The 20,728-nt window shown below is 54.4% G+C and carries 20 protein-coding genes; 12 read left to right on the top strand and 8 right to left on the bottom strand.

The window, feature by feature from the left end; translation table 11 throughout:
* The first annotated feature begins 242 nt into the window (after positions 1-242).
* The 7 genes from xthA (at position 243) to FCH32_RS13815 (ending at position 7,365) form a co-directional block, all read left to right on the top strand.
* Positions 243-1,049, top strand: a complete 807-nt coding sequence (gene xthA / locus FCH32_RS13845) for an exodeoxyribonuclease III (protein WP_115258681.1) — start codon at positions 243-245, stop codon at positions 1,047-1,049.
* A gap of 235 nt (positions 1,050-1,284) precedes the next feature.
* Positions 1,285-1,929, top strand: coding sequence for a TVP38/TMEM64 family protein (locus FCH32_RS13840; RefSeq protein WP_338075307.1), 645 nt, complete (start codon positions 1,285-1,287; stop codon positions 1,927-1,929).
* On the top strand, positions 1,926-2,633 hold the full coding sequence (locus tag FCH32_RS13835) for a TVP38/TMEM64 family protein (protein WP_115258682.1): 708 nt from the start codon (positions 1,926-1,928) through the stop codon (positions 2,631-2,633). The genes FCH32_RS13840 and FCH32_RS13835 overlap by 4 nt, the downstream gene beginning before the upstream one ends.
* A 26-nt stretch (positions 2,634-2,659) precedes the next feature.
* Entirely contained in the window at positions 2,660-3,829 is a 1,170-nt protein-coding gene (locus FCH32_RS13830; RefSeq protein WP_115258683.1) for an ABC transporter substrate-binding protein, read from the top strand.
* Complete coding sequence (locus FCH32_RS13825; RefSeq protein WP_174361048.1) at positions 3,802-5,337, top strand: ABC transporter permease family protein; 1,536 nt, start codon at positions 3,802-3,804, stop codon at positions 5,335-5,337. The genes FCH32_RS13830 and FCH32_RS13825 overlap by 28 nt, the downstream gene beginning before the upstream one ends.
* Positions 5,337-5,969, top strand: coding sequence for an ATP-binding cassette domain-containing protein (locus FCH32_RS13820; protein ID WP_153880412.1), 633 nt, complete (start codon positions 5,337-5,339; stop codon positions 5,967-5,969). The genes FCH32_RS13825 and FCH32_RS13820 overlap by 1 nt, the downstream gene beginning before the upstream one ends.
* An 88-nt stretch (positions 5,970-6,057) precedes the next feature.
* Positions 6,058-7,365: a sulfurtransferase gene (locus tag FCH32_RS13815; protein ID WP_153880413.1), complete on the top strand. Its 1,308-nt coding sequence runs from the start codon at positions 6,058-6,060 to the stop codon at positions 7,363-7,365.
* 7 nt (positions 7,366-7,372) lie between these two features.
* Here FCH32_RS13815 and FCH32_RS13810 read toward each other — a convergent pair whose 3' ends face one another.
* Both FCH32_RS13810 and FCH32_RS13805 read right to left on the bottom strand, forming a co-directional pair.
* Complete coding sequence (locus FCH32_RS13810; RefSeq protein ID WP_174361047.1) at positions 7,373-7,996, bottom strand: CDP-alcohol phosphatidyltransferase family protein; 624 nt, start codon at positions 7,994-7,996, stop codon at positions 7,373-7,375.
* Positions 7,989-8,558: a carboxymuconolactone decarboxylase family protein gene (locus tag FCH32_RS13805; protein ID WP_117342976.1), complete on the bottom strand. Its 570-nt coding sequence runs from the start codon at positions 8,556-8,558 to the stop codon at positions 7,989-7,991. The genes FCH32_RS13810 and FCH32_RS13805 overlap by 8 nt, the downstream gene beginning before the upstream one ends.
* A 79-nt stretch (positions 8,559-8,637) precedes the next feature.
* On the opposite strand from FCH32_RS13805, the gene FCH32_RS13800 reads away from it, so the two are divergent.
* Entirely contained in the window at positions 8,638-9,045 is a 408-nt protein-coding gene (locus FCH32_RS13800) for a pyrimidine (deoxy)nucleoside triphosphate diphosphatase (RefSeq protein ID WP_174361101.1), read from the top strand.
* Here the strand turns inward: FCH32_RS13800 and FCH32_RS13795 are convergent.
* Entirely contained in the window at positions 9,011-9,286 is a 276-nt protein-coding gene (locus FCH32_RS13795) for a YnjH family protein (protein ID WP_115258689.1), read from the bottom strand. The two genes, FCH32_RS13800 and FCH32_RS13795, sit on opposite strands and share 35 nt — an antisense overlap.
* Before the next feature lie 237 nt (positions 9,287-9,523).
* Here FCH32_RS13795 and gdhA point away from each other — a divergent pair, with 237 nt between their 5' ends.
* Complete coding sequence (gene gdhA / locus FCH32_RS13790) at positions 9,524-10,867, top strand: NADP-specific glutamate dehydrogenase (protein WP_096757292.1); 1,344 nt, start codon at positions 9,524-9,526, stop codon at positions 10,865-10,867.
* 18 nt (positions 10,868-10,885) lie between these two features.
* On the opposite strand, the gene FCH32_RS13785 is transcribed toward gdhA, so the two are convergent.
* The 3 genes from FCH32_RS13785 to FCH32_RS13775 all read right to left on the bottom strand — a co-directional run bounded on the left by FCH32_RS13785 (position 10,886) and on the right by FCH32_RS13775 (position 14,542).
* Positions 10,886-12,826: a DNA topoisomerase III gene (locus FCH32_RS13785; protein WP_174361046.1), complete on the bottom strand. Its 1,941-nt coding sequence runs from the start codon at positions 12,824-12,826 to the stop codon at positions 10,886-10,888.
* Between the two features lie 4 nt (positions 12,827-12,830).
* Entirely contained in the window at positions 12,831-13,874 is a 1,044-nt protein-coding gene (gene selD / locus FCH32_RS13780) for a selenide, water dikinase SelD (RefSeq protein WP_115258691.1), read from the bottom strand.
* 116 nt (positions 13,875-13,990) lie between these two features.
* The gene (locus FCH32_RS13775) at positions 13,991-14,542 is read right to left on the bottom strand and encodes an NAD(P)H nitroreductase (RefSeq protein ID WP_096757296.1); all 552 of its coding nucleotides are present in this window, start codon (positions 14,540-14,542) and stop codon (positions 13,991-13,993) included.
* 174 nt (positions 14,543-14,716) lie between these two features.
* Here FCH32_RS13775 and sppA point away from each other — a divergent pair, with 174 nt between their 5' ends.
* From sppA to pncA, 3 genes are read left to right on the top strand one after another with little or no spacing between them, the layout of a single operon-like run.
* Positions 14,717-16,573, top strand: a complete 1,857-nt coding sequence (gene sppA, locus FCH32_RS13770; protein ID WP_135912159.1) for a signal peptide peptidase SppA — start codon at positions 14,717-14,719, stop codon at positions 16,571-16,573.
* 56 nt (positions 16,574-16,629) lie between these two features.
* Positions 16,630-17,646 (top strand): asparaginase, encoded by a 1,017-nt coding sequence (ansA, locus tag FCH32_RS13765; RefSeq protein ID WP_096757298.1) that lies wholly within the window; start codon positions 16,630-16,632, stop codon positions 17,644-17,646.
* A gap of 13 nt (positions 17,647-17,659) precedes the next feature.
* Positions 17,660-18,298 carry a bifunctional nicotinamidase/pyrazinamidase gene (gene pncA / locus FCH32_RS13760; RefSeq protein WP_174361045.1) on the top strand — a complete coding sequence of 213 codons (639 nt, stop codon included), beginning with the start codon at positions 17,660-17,662 and terminating at the stop codon, positions 18,296-18,298.
* A 35-nt stretch (positions 18,299-18,333) separates the two neighbouring features.
* On the opposite strand, the gene FCH32_RS13755 is transcribed toward pncA, so the two are convergent.
* Positions 18,334-19,692: an MFS transporter gene (locus FCH32_RS13755; RefSeq protein WP_174361044.1), complete on the bottom strand. Its 1,359-nt coding sequence runs from the start codon at positions 19,690-19,692 to the stop codon at positions 18,334-18,336.
* 144 nt (positions 19,693-19,836) lie between these two features.
* Positions 19,837-20,595, bottom strand: coding sequence for a DeoR/GlpR family DNA-binding transcription regulator (locus FCH32_RS13750; RefSeq protein ID WP_096757301.1), 759 nt, complete (start codon positions 20,593-20,595; stop codon positions 19,837-19,839).
* Positions 20,596-20,728: the final 133 nt, after the last annotated feature.

The raw sequence follows: 20,728 nt of genomic DNA, 5'->3' as shown, positions 1-20,728 counted from the left end.
ATTAGAGGAAAAAACGCAATTCTATTCAGTCGCCAAATATAATTCTGGAATTGTGATCGTATACGAAATTTTTCGGAAATTATTGCCCCATTCTGACGCGTATCGCGCCAAAACAGTGCAGTTTTTGCCCCATCGTTAACACCATTAGCAATCATTGTTGGAATCAGGTGACAAGAAGCAGTCAGCCTGCGGAAATTCTGCTACCATCCTTGCACTATTCATCTTGCAAAGTGGCAGCGACTATGAAATTTGTCTCTTTTAATATCAACGGCCTGCGTGCCCGTCCTCATCAACTGGCAGCCATTGTCGAAAAACACCAACCGGATGTGATCGGCTTGCAGGAGACAAAAGTCCACGATGACATGTTCCCTCTCGAAGAGGTCGCAAAGCTGGGTTACAACGTTTTCTATCACGGTCAAAAAGGCCATTACGGCGTCGCGCTGCTGACGAAAGAAACGCCCATTTCGGTGCGTCGTGGCTTCCCGAACGATGACGAAGAAGCTCAGCGCCGTATTATCATGGCCGAAATCCCGTCTCCACTGGGGAATATCACCGTGATTAACGGCTATTTTCCGCAAGGCGAAAGCCGTGACCACCCGCTGAAGTTCCCGGCCAAAGCCGCGTTTTATCAGAACCTGCAAAACTATCTGGAGACTGAACTGAAGCGCGACAATCCGGTGCTGATCATGGGAGATATGAATATCAGCCCAACCGATCTGGACATCGGCATTGGTGAAGAGAATCGCAAACGCTGGCTGCGTACCGGCAAGTGCTCCTTCCTGCCGGAAGAGCGTGAGTGGATGGAACGACTGATGGGATGGGGTCTGGTGGACACGTTCCGTCACGCACATCCGGACACCGCCGACCAGTACTCGTGGTTTGATTACCGTTCAAAAGGCTTTGACGATAACCGTGGTCTGCGTATCGATCTGCTGCTGGCGAGCAACCCGCTGGCGGAGCGCTGCGAAGAAACCGGCATCGACTATGAGATCCGCAGTATGGAAAAACCGTCCGACCATGCGCCGGTATGGGCCAAATTCCGCGTCTGATCGCCTGAGCGTTGCCACTCTCCGGGCCTTGCCTGGAGAGCCGGTGTAGCCTGAGCAAAATCAAAAAAACCACGGTAATACATTGTTGCCAACGGGGATTTATTATATCTTCGCGCGCACTTTCGCTGGCGAAACGCGTTATTACCCTCGGTATTACAGGAGACCCCCATGAAAAAGAAGTTCGCATAAAGCAGAATACAGACTGCTGATCGTTGCGCTACTCCTCTGTGTCCTGGTGGGCGTTCTCCATTATTCTGGCCTGAGTGGCCTGATAACCCATTTCCACCTTTTACAAGATCTCATCCGCCAGAGCGGCATATACGGCTACGTGCTGTACATTCTGCTGTTTATCGTCGCTGCGCTGTGTCTGATACCCGGCAGCATGCTGGTGATCGTCGGCGGTATCCTGTTTGGCCCGCTGGTGGGGACGCTTGTATCGCTGTTTGCAGCCACCGTGGCCTCGGCGCTGTCGTTCTTACTTGCCCGCTGGCTGGGTCGCGACCTGCTGCTGAAATATGTCGGGCATACGGCCACCTTCCAGGCGATAGAAAAAGGCATTGCCCAAAGCGGTAGCGATTTTCTGATCCTCACCCGCCTGGTGCCGTTATTCCCGTACAATATTCAAAATTATGCCTATGGGCTGACCGCCATCCCATTCTGGTCATTCACCGTCATTTCTGCGCTCACCACCTTCCCCGGCCTGTTCATCTATACGCTCATGTCGCATGAACTCGTCAGCGACGGTATCACCCTGGCGTTTATGGTTAAACTCAGTATTGCTGGCATTATTATATTTACCCTGGTACAGGCAGCCAAAGCCTGGGCCCGCGTGAAGCGTATTGATCCCTCTGTCCAACGTGAGTTAGCCGATAAATCATGAAGCTGAACAAAACGCACGTCATACGCTATTGCCGGACCGGGCTGATTCTCCTGTTATTGCTGGCGCCGATCGCCTGGGTATGGGTGCCCGGCGTCAGTGATTTTGTCAGTCACAGCCTGGCGGCATTCGCCACGGTTGACCAGCACGCCATTGAAAATCTCATTCGGTCATACGGTGCTCAGGCTGCGGTGGTATCGTTTTGCTTAATGATCTTACAAGCCATTATCGCCCCGCTTCCGGCGTTTGTGATCACCTTTGCCAATGCGTCATTGTTCGGCGCATTCTGGGGAGGCGTACTCTCCTGGACCAGCGCAATGGCTGGCGCGGCGCTATGCTTTTTCATCGCCCGTGTTTTTGGTCGTAGCACGGTGGAAAAGCTGACCGGAAAAACGGTGTTGAATAGCATGGACGCCTTTTTTGCACGCTACGGCAAACACACTATTCTGGTCTGTCGCCTGTTACCTTTCGTTCCCTTTGATCCGGTCAGTTACGCCGCCGGTCTGACATCGATCCGCTTTCGTCATTTTTTCCTCGCCACCGGCGTCGGTCAGCTACCCGCGACACTCGTCTATTCCTGGGCCGGCAGCCTGTTAACCGGAGGAGCATTCTGGTTCGTGACCGGGCTATTTGTATTATTTGCGCTGACTGTGGTTATCTCCGTGGCGAGAAGCATTTATCTTGAACGGCACAGAAAACACGTCTGAGGCCCCCCTTAACAACTGGAGAGTGTATGCGTTATTGCTTATTGTGCCTGAGTTTGCTGTTTTCACCGCTGGCGACCTTCGCGCAAGATCACAGCTGGCAGCAGATCAAAAACGACGCCCGTGGCCAGACGGTGTGGTTCAACGCCTGGGGAGGCGATAACGCAGTGAACCAATATCTCGACTGGGTAAGCGGCGAGATGAAAACACATTACGCCATTAACCTGAAAATCGTGCGTCTGGCCGATGCTGCCGACGCGGTTAAGCGTATTCAAACAGAGGCCGCTTCCGGGCGTAAAACCGGCGGCTCTGTCGATTTACTGTGGGTGAACGGTGAAAACTTCCGTACGCTGAAAGAGGCAAACCTGCTGCAAACGCAGTGGGCGCAGACGCTACCCAACTGGCGCTACGTTGATACCCTGCAGCCTGTCAGCGAAGACTTCTCCATCCCTACAGAGGGAGCCGAGTCACCGTGGGGAGGCGCGCAGCTTACTTTTATCGCTAACCGTGATGTGACCGAACAGCCACCACAAACCCCGCAGGCGCTGCTGGCATTTGCCAAAGCGCATCCTGGTACGGTGACCTACCCGCGCCCCCCGGATTTTACCGGGACTGCATTTCTTGAGCAGTTGCTGATGGCGCTTACTACCCAACCACAAGCGTTGAAAATGGCGCCCGATACCGCGACGTTCGCTGATGTTACGGCTCCGCTGTGGCAGTATCTTGACACGCTGCATCCGTTTTTATGGCGTGAAGGTAAAGACTTCCCGCCTACGCCCGCACGAATGGATACGCTGCTGAACAACGGCGTACTGCGCTTGTCGCTGACCTTTAACCCCGCGCATGCACAACAAAAAGTGGTCAGCGGTGAATTGCCCAAAAACAGCTACAGCTTTGGTTTTACGCAAGGCATGATTGGCAACGTGCATTTTGTCACGATCCCGGCTAACGCCAGCGCCAGCGCAGGGGCGAAAGTCGTCGCCAACTTCCTGCTCTCTCCGGAGGCGCAACTGCGTAAAGCCGATCCCGCCTACTGGGGCGACCCTTCGGTTCTCGACCCGCAAAAATTACCTGCGGCACAACGTGAAGCTCTGCAGGCACGGATCCCTAAAGGATTACCCACCGTGCTTCCTGAACCCCATGCGGCCTGGGTAAACGTACTGGAACAAGAATGGCTACGCCGTTACGGTACGCATTAATCCTGCTGATATGGGGCGTCATGGCGGTGATTTATTTGCCGCTGGTACCTGCCGCCATCGCACTTTTCACACCTGCGCTCTCCATCACTTATTGGCTGGCGCTGTTTGCCGATCCCCAGCTGCCGCAGGCGCTGATGGCGACGCTGGTTTCCGTGACGCTGGCGACCCTCGGTGCGTTGGTCATTGCCCTGTTGGCGATCCTCGCCATGTGGCCCGGCGCGGGCTGGGCGCGGCTGTGCACCCGGCTGCCGTGGCTGTTGGCGATTCCGCACGTCGCGTTTGCCACCAGCGTCCTGTTGTTGTTTGCCGAAGGCGGTCTGCTGTACCGCGTGTTGCCTTTTCTTACCCCACAGGCTGACCGCTACGGGATCGGTCTGGGCTTGACGCTAGCCGTCAAAGAGAGCGCTTTTTTGTTATGGGTACTCTCGGCCCTGCTCAGTGAAAAGCAGCTTGCCCGGCAGGTGACCGTGCTGGACTCGCTGGGATATAGCCGCCTGCAATGCCTCAACTGGTTGGTCTTACCCGCCATCGCACCGGCACTGGGAAAAGTGATGTTGGCGGCCACTGCATGGTCATTGTCGGCGGTGGATGTGGCGATCGTGCTGGGTCCGGGCAATCCGCCAACGCTTGCGGTGTTGAGCTGGCAATGGCTCACTCAGGGCGATGCCGACCAACAGATAAAAGGCTCGCTCGCCAGCCTGCTGCTGGTACTGCTGCTGTGTGTGTATGCGCTGGTTGGTTATCTGCTCTGGCGCAGCTGGCGGCGTACCCTGCCGGGGATTAGCGGGAAGCGTCAGCGTTTTTCATCCTATCCACTGGGGCGCTCACTGGCGCAACTGGTGCCCGTAAGCGGCGTACTCTGCCTGCTGGTTCTGGCCCTGGTTGCACAGTATTCATTCATCGATAGCCAGACGTTATTCACCAGCCTGCAAGTGGGAATGATTGCCAGCGCACTGGCATTAATCACGCTGTTGCTATGGCTGGAATGGGGACCACAGCGCGGACATCGTTGGGTCTGGCTGCCGATTATCCTGCCTGCACTCCCGCTGGTCACCGGACAATATACGCTGGCGCTACACTCACAGCTGGATGGTCAATTGTTGACGGTTGTCTGGGGACATTTGCTGTGGGTCACACCGTGGATGCTGTTTATCCTCAAACCGGCGTGGCAGCGAATTGATCCGCGGTTAATGTTGATTGCGCAGACGCTGGGCTGGTCGCGGGAGCGCATCTTCTGGCAGGTGAAATGTCCGCTGCTGCTGCGTCCGGCGCTGATTGCTTTCGCGGTGGGATTTTCCGTCAGTATCGCCCAGTATATGCCGACCCTGTGGTTAGGGGCCGGACGCTTTCCCACGCTAACCACCGAGGCCGTTGCATTGAGCAGCGGCGGCAGCGCGGCACAGCTTGCGTCACAGGCGCTCTGGCAACTGCTGCTGCCGCTGTTGGTTTTCGCACTGTCAGCATTACTCTCCGCATGGGTTGGCCGCTGTCGACAAGGACTCCGCTAATGCTAATTGTGAAAAATGTTTCGCTACATCTGGGGCCTTGCGTTCTGCTCAACGAGGCCAATTTCGAGGTCAACAAAGGTGACATTGTCACTATTATGGGTCCCTCCGGCAGCGGCAAATCATCGCTGTTCTCGTGGATGATTGGCGCACTTTCTCCAACGTTTCAGGCGAGTGGCGAGCTGTGGCTTAACGACCGGCGCATCGACTCATTGCCCACGGCGCAGCGCCAGATTGGCATTTTGTTCCAGGATGCCCTGCTGTTCGACCATTTCAGCGTGGGGCAAAATTTGCTGCTGGCACTCCCCGCAAGTCTGAAAGGATCGGCCAGACGCGATGAGGTCGAGCGCGCCCTTGAGCGTGCCGGACTGGCGGGGTTTTATCATCGCGATCCGGCATCACTCTCCGGCGGGCAACGATCGCGTATCGCCCTGCTGCGCGCGCTGTTGGCACAACCACAGGCGCTGCTGCTGGATGAACCCTTCAGCCGACTGGACACCTCGCTGCGCGACGCGTTTCGCCAGTGGGTCTTTGCCGAAGTGCGCAAGCTGGGTATTCCCGTGGTGCAGGTTACCCATGACGCGCAGGACGTTCCGCCCGCGGGCCGCGTTTTGCAGATGGCAAACTGGGCGTGAATGTGGAGATATGCTGCGTTAACGCAATGATTTTATCAGGCTGGCGGCACAGAATGTCGTCTTCTTTTTTTCAACGTCGGGCTATTCGATGAAACGTGTTTCTCAAATGACCGCGCTGGCACTGGCTTTAGGGCTCGCTTGCGCTTCTTCCTGGGCTGCTGAAACAGCACAGACGCTCACCCTCCACCAGTTACAGCAGCAACAAGGCGCGGCAATCGATACCCGTCAAAGTGCGTTTTATAACGGCTGGCCGCAATCGCTTAATGGCCCTTCCGGCCATGAACCTGCCGCCCTGAACCTGTCTGCCGCCTGGCTCGACAACATGAACGACGAGCAACTCACCGCCTGGGTTAAGCAACATCAGTTAAAAACCGATGCACCGGTAGCGCTGTATGGCAGCGAAAGCGACATGCAGGCCGTTAAAGCGCGTCTGCAGAAAGTGGGCTTTAGTCAGCTTTCCACGCTCAGCGATGCACTGCAGGATCCCGCGCGATTGCAGCGCCTACCGCACTTCGAACAGCTGGTCTATCCGCAGTGGCTACACGACCTGCAACAAGGCAAAGCCGTCACCGCCAAACCGGCCGGTGACTGGAAAGTCATTGAAGCGGCCTGGGGGGCACCGAAGCTCTATCTGCTCAGTCATATTCCGGGTGCCGGATACATTGATACCAACGAAGTCGAAAGCGAACCGCTGTGGAACAAAGTCTCCGACGCGCAGCTCAAAGCGATGCTGGCTAAACACGGTATTCGTCATGACACGACGGTGATTTTGTATGGCCGTGATGTCTATGCGGCGGCGCGTGTCGCACAGATCATGCTGTACGCGGGCGTGAAAGATGTTCGCCTGCTCGACGGCGGCTGGCAGACGTGGTCCGACGCAGGATTACCGGTCGAACGCGGCACGGCACCGACGGTTAAACCGGAGCCTGATTTTGGCGCGACGATCCCTGCCCAGCCGCAGCTGATGCTGGATATGGAACAGGCGCGTGACCTGCTGCATCGTCAGGATGCGTCGCTGGTCAGCATTCGTTCGTGGCCGGAATTTGTCGGCACCACCAGCGGTTACAGCTACATTAAACCAAAAGGTGAAATTGCGGGGGCGCGTTGGGGTCATGCGGGCAGCGACTCCACGCATATGGAAGATTTCCATAACCCGGACGGCACCATGCGCAGCGCAGACGATATCGCCGCAATGTGGAAACAGTGGAACATCTTGCCAGATCAGCAGGTTTCCTTCTACTGCGGTACCGGCTGGCGTGCCTCGGAGACGTTTATGTACGCCCGTGCGATGGGCTGGAAAAACGTCTCGGTGTACGACGGTGGCTGGTTCGAGTGGAGCAGCAATCCGAAGAACCCGGTAGCCAGCGGCGAGCGCGGCCCGGACGCCAGCAAGTAATCGCTGATTATTCCTGACGCTGGATCGATTTCAGCGTCAGGTGTCCGCTCCAGATCCGCGTGAACGTTGTCAGCCAGCACAGCGCGCCAAATACCCACGCCAGCACGGCAAAATAATCAGGGAACAGACAGCCCAGCACGAACAGCAATATCGTCTCGGTGCCTTCGGTCAACCCACCTAAATAATAAAACGATTTATGCGCATAACCGGGGTTATCAATCTGATGCTTCGCCGCCAGCGCGGCAAAGGCCAGGAAACTACTGCCGGTGCCGATAAACGCAAACAATAGCCAGCTGCCCGCCAGCGCATTCTGCTCGGGTGCCGCCAGAATAAAGCCAAACGGCACCAGCGCGTAAAACAGAAAATCGAGTGAAATATCGAGGAATCCGCCGGCATCGGTCAGTCCCCTGCGCCGCGCCAGCGCGCCGTCCAACCCATCAAACAGACGATTAAGCACAATGGCGACCAGCGCCGCCGAATACCAGCCTAATGCCAGAAACGGCAAGGCCAGCACGCCAATAGCGAAACCGAAGAGCGTCAGACCGTCCGGCGAAATACCGGGCTTATCAATCATGCGAGCGCACTGATGTAGCAGCGGTTTTAACCGCGGATGAAGATGGCGGTCAAGCATGTGGCCGTCCTTTGAAACTGTCGCACAATCCCTGCGAAGGAATATCCAGCGCGGCGTTAAAGCGTGCCGAGAGATTTTGAAAGGCAATCAGCGCGGTCATTTCGGTAATCGTGTCATCGGTAAAATGCTGCTGCATTTGCGTCTTCAGCGCATCATCAAGGCGCGGCGGCGTGGCAGTCATCGCATCCGCATAGGCCAGCGCCACGCGCTCTTCTGCGCTAAACAGTGCAGACGATTGCCAGTTCGCCACCTGTAACACTTTATCCAGCGCACCGCTGCGTTCGGCCAGCCGTAAGCTGTTGGCATCCACGCAGAACGCGCAATGACACACCTGCGACACCCGCGTCATCAACAGCGCGCGCATCACCGGGGTTAATCGCGCCCGTTTACGCTCCAGAAATCCGACAAACAGCGCGACCAGCCAAAACAGAAACGGCATACGCCCCCACCAGCGCGTGGGATGCAGCACGTCGCCGTAATGTTTTTTCTGCGTCGCGACAAGCGGTTTCAAACTGGAAGGGATACGCGTCAACGGTTTTACCCACGCCTGAGGATCGTTCAACGGTGACTCCTGAATACTTTAGATAAAACAAAGATAGCGATAGTATGTCACTTTCTGCTGTTAGATCTTGATGAATATGATGAAAACCCTCGACGTGGTCGCCGCTATCCTTGAACGTGATGGCAAAATATTACTCGCTCAGCGCCCGGCGCATGCGGATCAGCCGGGGATGTGGGAGTTTGCCGGCGGTAAGGTGGAGCCTGGCGAGAGCCAGCCACAGGCGCTAATACGTGAACTGCGCGAGGAGCTCGGCATTGAGGCGATCGTTGGGCAGTACGTTGCCAGCCATCAGCGCGAAGTGTCAGGCCGGATTATCCATCTGCACGCCTGGCATGTGCCGGAATATCAGGGCGAACTGCACGCGCACGAGCATCAGCAACTGGTGTGGTGCCTACCTGAAGAGGCGCTGACGTATCCGCTGGCGCCTGCCGACATCCCGCTCTTACAGGCGTTTATTCTTTTACGCGACGCCAGACCAGCGGATTAGTGCCGATCGTTTTCTCATCGCGCTGGCATTGCAACAGCACGCCATCAGCCTTGATCACCGCGCCTTCCGAATAGTTTTGATCCTGATAAACGCAGCACTGATTACAGGGCTGCGCCCGCTGACCGCTGGAACTGAACACTTCTGGCGGCACATTAACCTGCACATCCGGGCGATAAAGCTGATTTGCCAGTGCCGTGCTGGAGAGCAAAACCAGCGCACCTGCCATGATAAAACGGCGCATACTCTTTCCTTTTAAACTGACCTCTATGCTCAGTATAACGGTATAAACCGGCTGAAACTTTAGTCCCTTCCCGCATCGTTTTTAGTTATGACCTACGCCGCAATATTAATTTCCTTAGCGGGGTTAATTTTTTCTTGCGTCCCGTCACACTGCTGATGTTATAGTCAAAAACTGCACAACACATAACATAAACATCAAAAATATAACCATATCAATACATAAGAGGTTCTTATATCTATGGATCAGACATGTTCTTTGGCGTCATTTCTCAACCATGTGCAAAAGCGCGACCCGAATCAAACCGAGTTCGCGCAAGCCGTTCGTGAGGTCATGACGACGCTGTGGCCGTTCCTCGAACAAAACCCGCGCTATCGTCAAATGTCATTGCTGGAACGTCTGGTTGAACCTGAGCGCGTGATCCAGTTCCGCGTGGTCTGGCTGGACGATCGTAATCAGGTACAGGTTAACCGCGCATGGCGTGTACAGTTTAGCTCGGCGATTGGTCCTTACAAAGGCGGCATGCGTTTCCATCCGTCGGTAAACCTGTCGATCCTGAAATTCCTTGGCTTCGAGCAGACTTTTAAAAACGCCCTCACCACGCTGCCGATGGGCGGAGGTAAAGGCGGGAGCGATTTCGATCCAAAAGGCAAAAGCGAAGGCGAAGTGATGCGTTTTTGCCAGTCCCTGATGACCGAACTGTTCCGCCATTTAGGGCCAGACACTGACGTTCCGGCGGGTGATATCGGCGTAGGCGGTCGTGAAGTCGGCTTTATGGCCGGGATGATGAAAAAACTCTCCAACAACAGCGCCTGCGTCTTTACTGGCAAAGGTCTGTCGTTCGGCGGCAGTCTGATCCGCCCGGAAGCGACCGGCTACGGCCTGGTGTACTTCACCGAAGCAATGCTTAAGCGCCATGGTCTGGGCTTTGAAGGCATGCGTGTCGCCGTTTCCGGCTCCGGTAACGTGGCGCAATTCGCCATTGAGAAAGCCATGGAGTTTGGTGCCCGTGTGGTGACCGCTTCCGACTCCAGCGGTACCGTGGTTGACGAGAGTGGCTTCACGAAAGAGAAACTGGCACGTCTGTGTGCCATTAAAGACAGCCGCGATGGCCGCGTGGCGGATTACGCCCGTGAGTTTGGCCTGACCTATCTGGAAGGTAAGCAACCGTGGTCAGTGCCGGTGGATATCGCCCTGCCGTGCGCTACGCAGAACGAACTGGATGTGGACGCTGCGCAGATGCTGATTGCCAACGGCGTCAAGGCCGTGGCGGAAGGCGCAAACATGCCGACCACCATCGAAGCCACCGATCTGTTCCTCGAAGCGGGCGTACTGTTTGCGCCGGGTAAAGCCGCCAACGCCGGTGGTGTGGCGACATCAGGCCTGGAAATGGCGCAGAACGCCGCGCGTCTGGGTTGGAAAGCGGAGAAAGTGGATGCGCGCCTGCACCACATCATGCTGGATATTCACCACGCCTGCGTCGAGTACGGTGGTGAAAGCAAACAAACCAACTACGTGCAAGGCGCCAACATTGCTGGCTTCGTGAAAGTTGCCGACGCGATGCTGGGCCAGGGTGTGATTTAATCATCAGTCATGACCGCATTACAGGCCTGCCTCCTCTGAAGGCGGGCTTTTTTTCGCCGGACGTTTTCGCGGCGCGCTCTTTTTCTTCTCCACGCCAGCCGGCGCGGTTATCCCGCGGAATCGGCGTACTGGCGTACGTTTAGCCTGGTCAATCAGCTGATACAGCGTGTCCACCAGCGGCTGCATAAAGTCCTGATAGCGGCACTGCTTTTCACTGATTTGCGTCAGGATCGACTCCCAGTGCGCGGTCATATCCGGACGCGTTGCCATTTCTGGCAACGAATGGAACAGCGCCTTTCCGGGATCCGTCGAGTGTATATAGCGGCCCTTTTTCACCAGGAACCCGCGCTTAAACAGCAGTTCGATAATCCCCGCGCGCGTAGCCTCCGTTCCCAGTCCGTCGGTGGCGCGCAGAATCTTTTTCAGATCTTTATCCTGCACAAACCGTGCGATCCCGGTCATCGCCGATAACAGCGTCGCGTCGGTAAAATGGCGCGGCGGCTGGGTCTGGCGTTCCACCACTTCGCCCTTTTCACACAGTAGTTCGTCATCACGAGCCACCACCGGCAACGGTGTGCCGTCGTTTTCTTCGTCGCGCTCTTTGTTACCCAGCAGCGTACGCCACCCGGCTTCCGCCAGGAAACGGGCTTTAGCAACAAATTTGCCTTTCGCAATATCCAGCTCAATGACGCACTTGCGGAATACCGCGTCCGGGCAGAACTGCATCAGATACTGACGCGCAATCAGGTTGTACACCTTGGCTTCATTGTCATTCAAATTGATGGATGAACTGCGCGCAGTGGGAATAATCGCGTGGTGCGCATCAACCTTTTTATCGTCCCAGCAGCGATTACGCGTATCTGGATTAACCGCAGGCTGCGGAAATAAATCCGGAGCGTGCACGCTAATCGCATTCATCACCGCATGGCGACCGGCAAAATGTTCTTCCGGCAGATAGCGGCTATCAGAACGCGGATAGGTAATCAATTTGTGGGTTTCATACAGCTTCTGGCAGATATCGAGCACGTTTTGCGCGCTCAGTCCGAAGCGTTTAGCGGCTTCAATCTGCAACACCGACAGTGAGAACGGCAACGGTGCGGATTCTGATTCCCGTTTATCGTTATAGCTGGTGACTATCGCTGGCTGACCGTTGATGCGTTTCACCACATGCTCCGCCAGCGTACGGTTCAGTAAGCGCCCTTCTTCATCCTGATAAGGTTCACACGCCTCGCTCGGCTGCCAGATTGCGGTAAACCGCTCGTCGGCAGGTGTGACGATATGCGCTTTGACCTCAAAGAAATCTTTGGCGACGAAGTTTTCAATCTCTTCATCACGGCGCACCACCAGACCAAGCACCGGCGTCTGCACACGCCCCACGGACAGCACGCCCTGATAACCCGCGTTACGCCCAAGAATGGTATAGGCGCGCGTCATATTAATGCCGTACAGCCAGTCGGCACGCGCTCGCGCCAGCGCCGAAACGCACAGCGGGATGAACTCGCTGTTGGCGCGCAGACGAGAAATTGCCCGCTCCACCGCCTGTGGGTTAAGGTCGTTAATCAGACACCGTTGTACCTGATGACGCTTTTCCGGCGCCAGTTGCAGGTAATCCAGCACTTCATCGACCAGCAGCTGTCCTTCACGATCGGGGTCTCCCGCGTGAATGACTTCACTGGCCTCATGCAGAAAGCGCTTGATGACGTTGAGCTGTTTGGTGACGGAGGGACGCGGCTGCAGTTGCCACTTTTCCGGTACAATCGGCAAGTCGACCAGACTCCAGCGTGCATAGCGACTGTCGTAGGCGTCTGGCTGCGCCTGTTCAAGCAGGTGACCGATACACCAGGTCACCACTTGCCCATTTCCGCATTCAATAAAGCCATCACCTTTGCGATGTGGCTTAGGGAGCACATCGGCAATCGCGCGCGCCAGACTCGGTTTTTCGGCAATAAACAACCGCATCGAATTAACGAATCTCAACCATGGCGCGACCGCCACGTGCTTCAACCAGCTCACCAATCGCGGTGAGATCAATGCCAAACTGCGCGGCAACCGCTTTCACTTCAGCCTCAGATTCCGGTGTTACCGCCAGCAGCAGGCCGCCGGAGGTTTGCGGATCGCACAGCAGGTCTCGTACCGCCTGCGGCATCTCACCCATCAGATGCCCGTAGCTGGCAAAGTTCCGCTGCGTGCCGCCCGGCACTGCGCCCTGCGCGATGTACTCTTCAACACCAGGTAGTTTTGGAATATCCTGGTAAACGATTTGCGCCTGAACGCCCGCGCCCTGACACATTTCGCTCAGGTGTCCCAGCAGGCCAAAACCGGTCACGTCGGTCATGGCTTTCACGCCTTCAATGTCCGCAAACGCTGCGCCCGCAATATTCATGCGGCACATCACTTCCGTCGCCAGCCCAACATGCTCAGGCTTAAGCAGCGATTTTTTCTCGGCGGTGGTCAACACGCCAATGCCTAGCGGCTTGGTGAGGAACAGCTTGCATCCCGCTTCTGCGGTGCTGTTTTTCTTCACGCGCTCGGTCGGGACCACGCCCGTCACGGCAAGACCAAAAATCGGCTCCGGGGCATCGATAGAGTGACCGCCCGCCAGCGCAATACCGGCCTGGCGACAGGCGAAACGCCCGCCTTCGGTCACTTCACGGGCGACTTCCGGTGCCAGTTTATCGAGCGGCCAGCCCAGAATCGCGATAGCCATAATCGGTTTGCCACCCATCGCGAAGATATCGCTGATGGCGTTGGTCGCGGCGATGCGGCCAAAATCAAACGGATTATCGACAATCGGCATAAAGAAATCGGTGGTGCTGATAACGCTGGTGCCATTACCCAGATCGTACACGGCCGCGTCGTCGCGGGTTTCATTCCCCACGAGTAAATTCGGATCAACAAATTTCGCCTGCTCGCTGTGCAGGATGGTTTCCAGCACTTTGGGGGAAATTTTACAACCGCAACCGGCTCCGTGGCTGTATTGCGTTAAACGAATAGCGTGCTCGCTCATGGACATCTCCTGTCATTGCAATCGGGCTATGGTAGCGCTCATTCCATGATGTGGTAAGAGTGACTGTCTGAATTCGGGTGTCTTTGCTCATAATCCAGACAGTTTAGCCGCTGAAATCAGAAATACTGGACGAATGCGCTCGGATCGGCAGGGTTAATCGTGGTGGATGCTTTAAGCTGTGGCGTGCCCAGATAGAGGAAGCCGACAATTTTATCCTGCGCACGACAGTCAAATGCCTCGCGCACCACTGCACTTTCGGTTAATGCACCGCTGCGCCAGATCCCGCCAAAGCCTTGCGCAATCGCCGCCATTTGCATGGCCATTACCGCACAACCCGCTGACATTTCCTGTTCCCACAGTGGAACCTTGTCACTTTCTTCACATTTCGCCACCACCGCAATAATTAGCGGGGCACGAAACGGCGCAGTACGCGCTTTTTCGACAGCCTTTTCGTCGCCCTCTGCGGCAATAGCCCCTTTTTCGAGCACGGCGCTAAAACGCTCACGCCCTGCACCTTCAATCACAAAGAAACGCCACGGCTGCAGCGATTTGTGATCCGGGGCGCGCATCCCCGCCCGCAGGATATTTTGCAGTTGCTCACCCACGGGAGCGGGTTCAACAAGACGAGAGGCGCTACGGCGGGTAAGAAGTAATTCGAGTGCATCCATTTGCTTAACTCCAACAATGAAATTTGTTCACAAAATTAACACGTGAGCGGATTTTGTTACAGCGCCGGCGGTGATTCCTGCTGACAAGTGCCTGCCGGGTCATTACGATAGCCACATCTTAACGCCTTCTCCGGTAAAACGGGGGGGCGTGTTGTTCATCGGTAGGGAGAATACATGCAAACCCTGTGGCGTTTTATTGCCGGAATTTTTAAATGGACGTGGCGAATACTGAATTTCGTCCGCGAATGTGTACTGAACCTGTTCTTTATCTTTTTGGTCCTGGTGGGCGTGGGGATCTGGATGCAGGTCAGCAGTAGCACCTCCAGCGAACACGCGGAGCGTGGCGCACTGCTGCTCGATATCTCCGGCGTTATTGTCGATAAGCCCTCGAGCACCAGCCGCTTAAGCGTCATCGGACGTCAGCTGTTTGGCGCCAGTTCCGATCGCCTGCAAGAAAACTCACTGTTCGATATCGTTAACACCATTCGCCAGGCAAAAGACGATCGTAACATCACCGGCATCGTGATGGATTTAAAAAACTTTGCCGGGGCCGATCAGCCGTCCATGCAGTATATCGGCAAAGCACTGCGCGAATTCCGCGACAGTGGAAAACCGGTATTTGCCGTGGGCGATAACTTCAGCCAGGGACAGTATTACCTCGCAAGCTTTGCCAATAAAATTTGGCTCTCCCCGCAGGGTTCGGTTGACCTGCACGGCTTTGCGACCAACGGTCTGTATTACAAGTCTCTGCTGGATAAACTAAAAGTCTCCACCCACGTTTTCCGCGTCGGTACCTATAAGTCCGCCGTTGAGCCGTTTATTCGCGACGATATGTCCCCGGCCGCACGTGAAGCCGACAGTCGCTGGATTGGCGAGCTGTGGCAGAACTATCTCGATACCGTTGCCGCTAACCGCCAGATCCCGGCGCAGCAAGTGTTCCCGGGCGCACAGGCAATGCTTGACGGCCTGACGAAAGTGGGTGGCGACACCGCGAAGTACGCCCTCGACAATAAACTGGTCGATGCTCTCGCCTCCAGCGCTGAAGTGGAAAAACTGCTGACTAAACAGTTTGGCTGGAGCAAAACAGAGAAGAACTACAGTGCCGTCAGCTATTACGATTACACGCTAAAAACCCCGGCGGATACCGGTGACAGCATTGGCGTAGTCTTCGCCAATGGCGCGATCATGGACGGAGAAGAAACACCGGGGAACGTCGGCGGCGACACCACTGCAGCACAAATCCGTGAAGCGCGTCTCGATCCGAAGGTAAAAGCCATTGTCCTTCGCGTTAACAGCCCAGGCGGCAGCGTCAGCGCCTCGGAAGTGATCCGCGCTGAGCTGGCTGCAGCAAAAGCGGCGGGTAAACCGGTGGTGGTTTCCATGGGCGGCATGGCGGCATCCGGCGGTTACTGGATCTCAACCCCGGCAAACTACATTGTGGCGAACCCCAGCACCCTGACCGGCTCCATCGGCATCTTTGGCGTGATCAACACCGTTGAAAACAGCCTCGATTCCATTGGTGTACATACCGACGGCGTGGCGACCTCGCCGCTGGCCGATATTTCCGTCACCAAAGCGTTACCGCCGGAAGTGCAGCAGATGATGCAACTGAGCATCGAGAACGGCTATAAGCGCTTCATCACGCTGGTTGCGGATGCACGTAAGACAACGCCAGAGCAGATTGATAAAATCGCCCAGGGCCACGTCTGGACCGGTCAGGATGCAAAAGCGAATGGTCTGGTCGACAGTCTCGGCGATTTCGACGACGCTGTAGCAAAAGCGGCAGAACTGGCGAAACTGAAACAATGGCACATTGAGTATTATCAGGACGAGCCCACGTTCGTTGATATGGTCATGGACAGCATGTCTGGTTCCGTTCGCGCTATGCTACCAGAAGCCATTCAGGCCATGCTCCCGGCACCACTGGCCTCTGCGGCAAGCGTGGTAAAAACCGAAAGTGATAAGCTGGCCGCGTTTAACGACCCGCAGAACCGTTATGCGTTCTGCCTGACCTGCGCCAACGTCCGCTAACTCTTGACCCCTCTTCGGGATGAAGAGGGGTTTTTCTTTGAGACAGAAGAAAAGTCATGCAGAAGAAATCGATTTACGTTGCCTATACCGGCGGTACCATCGGTATGCAGCGCTCAGAACAAGGTTACATTCCGGTTTCCGGCCATCTTCAGCGTCAACTGGCATTGATGCCTGAATTCCACCGCCCTGAGATGCCAGACTTCACCATTCACGAATATGTCCCGCTGATGGATTCCTCCGATATGACGCCAGAGGACTGGCAGCATATTGCGGAAGATATTAAAGCTCACTACGACGAATACGACGGTTTTGTGATCCTGCATGGCACCGACACCATGGCGTTCACCGCCTCGGCGCTGTCGTTTATGCTGGAGAATCTGGGCAAGCCAGTTATTGTGACAGGGTCACAAATCCCGCTGGCTGAGCTACGTTCAGACGGACAAATCAATTTGCTGAATGCGTTGTACGTTGCGGCCAATTATCCGATCAATGAAGTCACTCTGTTCTTCAATAACCGACTGTATCGTGGTAATCGCACTACCAAAGCGCACGCCGACGGTTTTGACGCCTTCGCTTCACCTAACCTTGCACCTTTACTGGAAGCCGGGATCCACATCCGTCGTTTGGGCACCCCGCCCGCGCCGCACGGTGCGGGCGAGCTGATTGTGCACCCTATCACCCCGCAGCCGATTGGCGTGGTCACGATTTATCCTGGAATTTCCGCAGACGTGGTGCGTAACTTCCTGCGCCAGCCAGTCAAAGCGTTAATTCTGCGTTCTTACGGCGTAGGCAATGCCCCGCAGAATAAAGAGTTCCTGAAGGAGCTTGAGGATGCCAGCTCACGCGGTATTGTGGTCATTAACCTCACGCAGTGCATGTCCGGCAAGGTCAACATGGGCGGTTATGCGACGGGGAATGCGCTGGCACATGCGGGCGTGATTGGCGGTGCGGATATGACCGTTGAAGCAACACTGACCAAGCTGCATTATTTGCTGAGCCAGGGTCTGGACACGCAGGCCATCCGTGACGCGATGACGCAAAACCTGCGCGGTGAACTGACGCCGGATGATTGAAGGAGGAGTGACGATGGCACGAGCATTACTGCTGGTTGATTTACAAAACGATTTTTGTGCCGGAGGCGCACTTGCCGTTCCAGAAGGTGATAGCACCGTGGATGTCGCCAATCGCCTGATTGACTGGTGTTCGCTGCGCGGTGAGAAGGTTGTTTCCAGTCTGGACTGGCATCCGGCTAATCACGGCAGCTTTGCCAGCCAGCATCAGGTCGCCCCTTACACGCAGGGACAACTGGATGGCCTGGCGCAGACGTTCTGGCCGGATCACTGTGTACAGAACTCGCAGGGAGCGGCCTTGCACCCTCTGCTGAATCAGCGCGGCATTGATAAGACGTTCTATAAGGGCGAAAACCCGCAGGTTGACAGCTACAGCGCATTTTTTGATAACGGTCGCCGTCAGGCAACGGAACTGAATGCGTGGCTTATGCAACAGCGTATTACCGACCTCATCATCATGGGGCTGGCAACCGACTACTGCGTGAAGTTTACCGTCCTCGATGCGCTGGAATTGGGCTATACGGTGAATGTCATTATCGACGGTTGTCGAGGGGTGAATATTCAGCCTCAGGACAGCACGCAGGCGTTTATGGAAATGGCCGCTGCGGGTGCAACGCTGTATACGCTGGCAGACTGGGAAGAAACGCAAAGATAGAACGTTGCCTGATGGTACAGCCATCAGGCAAGTAATCACCCCAAAGTTGAGATTTCTTCTAGTGAAACCAGGCGGGTTTCAATACCAAAACAAAACAGGATCAGCGCACATACCACCAGCATGATACCCAGGACGATAAACACGGTAACAGAGTCATATTGAGTCAATAATACGGCAACGCCATAGGGTGTAAAGACGGCGACAATTCGACCCACAGCATTGACAAAACCTGAACCACGTAATCTGAGATGCGTTGGCCACAGTTCCGGGACATATACCGCAGAGGCAAAACAGACATACATATATAAAAAGAAAATCATGACCAGACCACAGCTTAAAATCGCCCACTCCTGCGTTTGAATCGAATAAAAATAGCCTAAAAGTGCAATAATAATTAACAGCAACGAACCAAAGAGACGTCGCGGAAAGCGGTCGATAATCAATGCCGCAATAAAAATACCTACCGGTGCGCCAATCATAATAATCGCAGTCATCAAAATGGACTTCGTCACAGCAATACCCGAGTTAACAAAAATAGTCGGGATCCATACGGTAATGGTATACAGTGAGATATTCATCGCAATCAATACCGTAATAGCCACCAGTGTCCGACGCAGCATCTGTCCTTTGAATAACAGCCAGAATGACCCGTCTACGGTGCGGAGTTCGCTCTTTCTCTTCGGTATTGGACACAATGGTAATGTGATTTGCTTTTCTGTTTCTACCTGCAACTCAACATCGAATAAATGCTTCTCCGCCATGTCCTGCTGACCTTTACCTGCCAGCCACCGGGGAGACTCAATAAAGTATTTTCCAGAAATGTACCAGGCCAGCAGCATTCCCACGCCTCCGACTAAAAACATCGCTCGCCAGCTTAAGTATGAGATAACAACCACACCAACCGCCGCCGACAGCATCGGCGACCAGTTGCCAACAAAAGACAGACGCGCAGACCATTTTCCGCGCACCACCGGCGGAATAAACTCAGTGAATGAGGCATAGCCCACCATAATCAGCGCCCCCATGCCGGTTCCCATCAGGCCTCGAAAGAAGATCAACCAGTACATGTTGGGAACAAAAGATGCGGCGATTGCAGAAATGCCAACAATCAGTAGATTGATACGAAATGCTTTACGGCGACCAAAATAATCACCAACAAATCCACCACTCAGCGATCCGATGAAATAACCAAACATCAGCGCAGACGTAAACGCTGCATTGAGATAATTATTTGACCAACCGTTACTAACCAACTTTGCCAGTACCACGTTACCGGAATAACTAAGAAACCCGGTCAGTAATAAACCAAAACTTATGATACCAAAAATACGAAAATGAAATCGCGAGAAAGGTAAGCGATCTAGTCTTGCACCGATATATTCATATTGTTCCATCTGGATGCCTCAAATGCAGCAAAATATAAAATAATAAATTATGGCAACGCGCGGCAGAGTTAACTTTGCCGCATTTACCATCATCATTTTATTGGGCATTATCCGGATGCAAACTAAAACGCTATCGATATCACAATCCCGTTATTAGTATACGAGCTGGATATTATTTTCCTTGCAAAAGGAAATCCATTCTGCACCCGGTGCTTTATCTGTTATTATGTAATTAATATGACTAAGATCTACCAACTGAACAAATGCTTTACGATCGAACTTTGAGTGGTCAACCAACAGTGCTACTTCAGCAGCCTGACGAATCATGGTTTTCTTGATCTCTGCTTCAGCTTCGTTTGAATCAAGCGCACCGTTGGCGATATCCAGTCCTTTACAACTCATCACCATGATATCAACGTGATATCGGCTGATGATCTCTTTGGTAATACGCCCCTGTAGTGACAGCGTATTTTTGTTTAATTCTCCCCCCGTCGAAACCACATTAATCTCAGACTGTGCCAGTTCATGAAAGGCTTCCGCCGAGTTGGTTAATAATGTGAGGTCATTACGTTCCTTCAGAAGCTTTAATAACTCCATTGCAGTACTGCTGGAGTCAGCCGCCATAGTGGTCTTATTTTTAATAAACGGCAGTGCGTTGCGAGCGACCTTCTGCTTTTCTTCATAGAATGATTTAGCTCGCTTGTAAAAATGAATGTTATCAGACAGCGCGGCGGTATTTAGTACCGCACCACCATACGTACGGGTCAGAAAACCTTCATCTTCAAGCTTTTCAAGATCGCGGCGAATCGTTTCTTCTGTAACCTGAAAAATAGCGCTCAGATTAGATACCGTTACTTTCTTGTCGTTGGCTACCCTTTGCTTGATAGCCTGAATTCTGTCTTTTGCCGCCACGATTACACCTCTGTTTCCTTCAACATCATGATAAGTTACCAGTATCTCACAGGCTATGTTTATTTTCAAAACAACATGTCTGAATCACAGATTTTATGGTCTTTTACACAGAAACAGAGGCGTTTTCTATTTA

It is taken from the genome of Citrobacter gillenii (assembly GCF_013337685.1).
Classification (GTDB): domain Bacteria; phylum Pseudomonadota; class Gammaproteobacteria; order Enterobacterales; family Enterobacteriaceae; genus Citrobacter; species Citrobacter gillenii.
This window is presented reverse-complemented; position numbering and strand designations above follow the sequence as displayed.

Bases quoted from the DNA above. Each gene is read 5' to 3' on its own strand.
- xthA (WP_115258681.1), top strand. From the start codon at position 243: ATGAAATTTGTCTCTTTTAATATCAACGGCCTGCGTGCCCGTCCTCAT.
- FCH32_RS13835 (WP_115258682.1), top strand. From the start codon at position 1,926: ATGAAGCTGAACAAAACGCACGTCATACGCTATTGCCGGACCGGGCTG.
- FCH32_RS13830 (WP_115258683.1), top strand. From the start codon at position 2,660: ATGCGTTATTGCTTATTGTGCCTGAGTTTGCTGTTTTCACCGCTGGCG.
- FCH32_RS13825 (WP_174361048.1), top strand. From the start codon at position 3,802: ATGGCTACGCCGTTACGGTACGCATTAATCCTGCTGATATGGGGCGTC.
- FCH32_RS13820 (WP_153880412.1), top strand. From the start codon at position 5,337: ATGCTAATTGTGAAAAATGTTTCGCTACATCTGGGGCCTTGCGTTCTG.
- FCH32_RS13815 (WP_153880413.1), top strand. From the start codon at position 6,058: ATGAAACGTGTTTCTCAAATGACCGCGCTGGCACTGGCTTTAGGGCTC.
- FCH32_RS13810 (WP_174361047.1), bottom strand. From the start codon at position 7,996: ATGCTTGACCGCCATCTTCATCCGCGGTTAAAACCGCTGCTACATCAG.
- FCH32_RS13800 (WP_174361101.1), top strand. From the start codon at position 8,638: ATGAAAACCCTCGACGTGGTCGCCGCTATCCTTGAACGTGATGGCAAA.
- FCH32_RS13795 (WP_115258689.1), bottom strand. From the start codon at position 9,286: ATGCGCCGTTTTATCATGGCAGGTGCGCTGGTTTTGCTCTCCAGCACG.
- gdhA (WP_096757292.1), top strand. From the start codon at position 9,524: ATGGATCAGACATGTTCTTTGGCGTCATTTCTCAACCATGTGCAAAAG.
- FCH32_RS13785 (WP_174361046.1), bottom strand. From the start codon at position 12,826: ATGCGGTTGTTTATTGCCGAAAAACCGAGTCTGGCGCGCGCGATTGCC.
- selD (WP_115258691.1), bottom strand. From the start codon at position 13,874: ATGAGCGAGCACGCTATTCGTTTAACGCAATACAGCCACGGAGCCGGT.
- FCH32_RS13775 (WP_096757296.1), bottom strand. From the start codon at position 14,542: ATGGATGCACTCGAATTACTTCTTACCCGCCGTAGCGCCTCTCGTCTT.
- sppA (WP_135912159.1), top strand. From the start codon at position 14,717: ATGCAAACCCTGTGGCGTTTTATTGCCGGAATTTTTAAATGGACGTGG.
- ansA (WP_096757298.1), top strand. From the start codon at position 16,630: ATGCAGAAGAAATCGATTTACGTTGCCTATACCGGCGGTACCATCGGT.
- pncA (WP_174361045.1), top strand. From the start codon at position 17,660: ATGGCACGAGCATTACTGCTGGTTGATTTACAAAACGATTTTTGTGCC.
- FCH32_RS13755 (WP_174361044.1), bottom strand. From the start codon at position 19,692: ATGGAACAATATGAATATATCGGTGCAAGACTAGATCGCTTACCTTTC.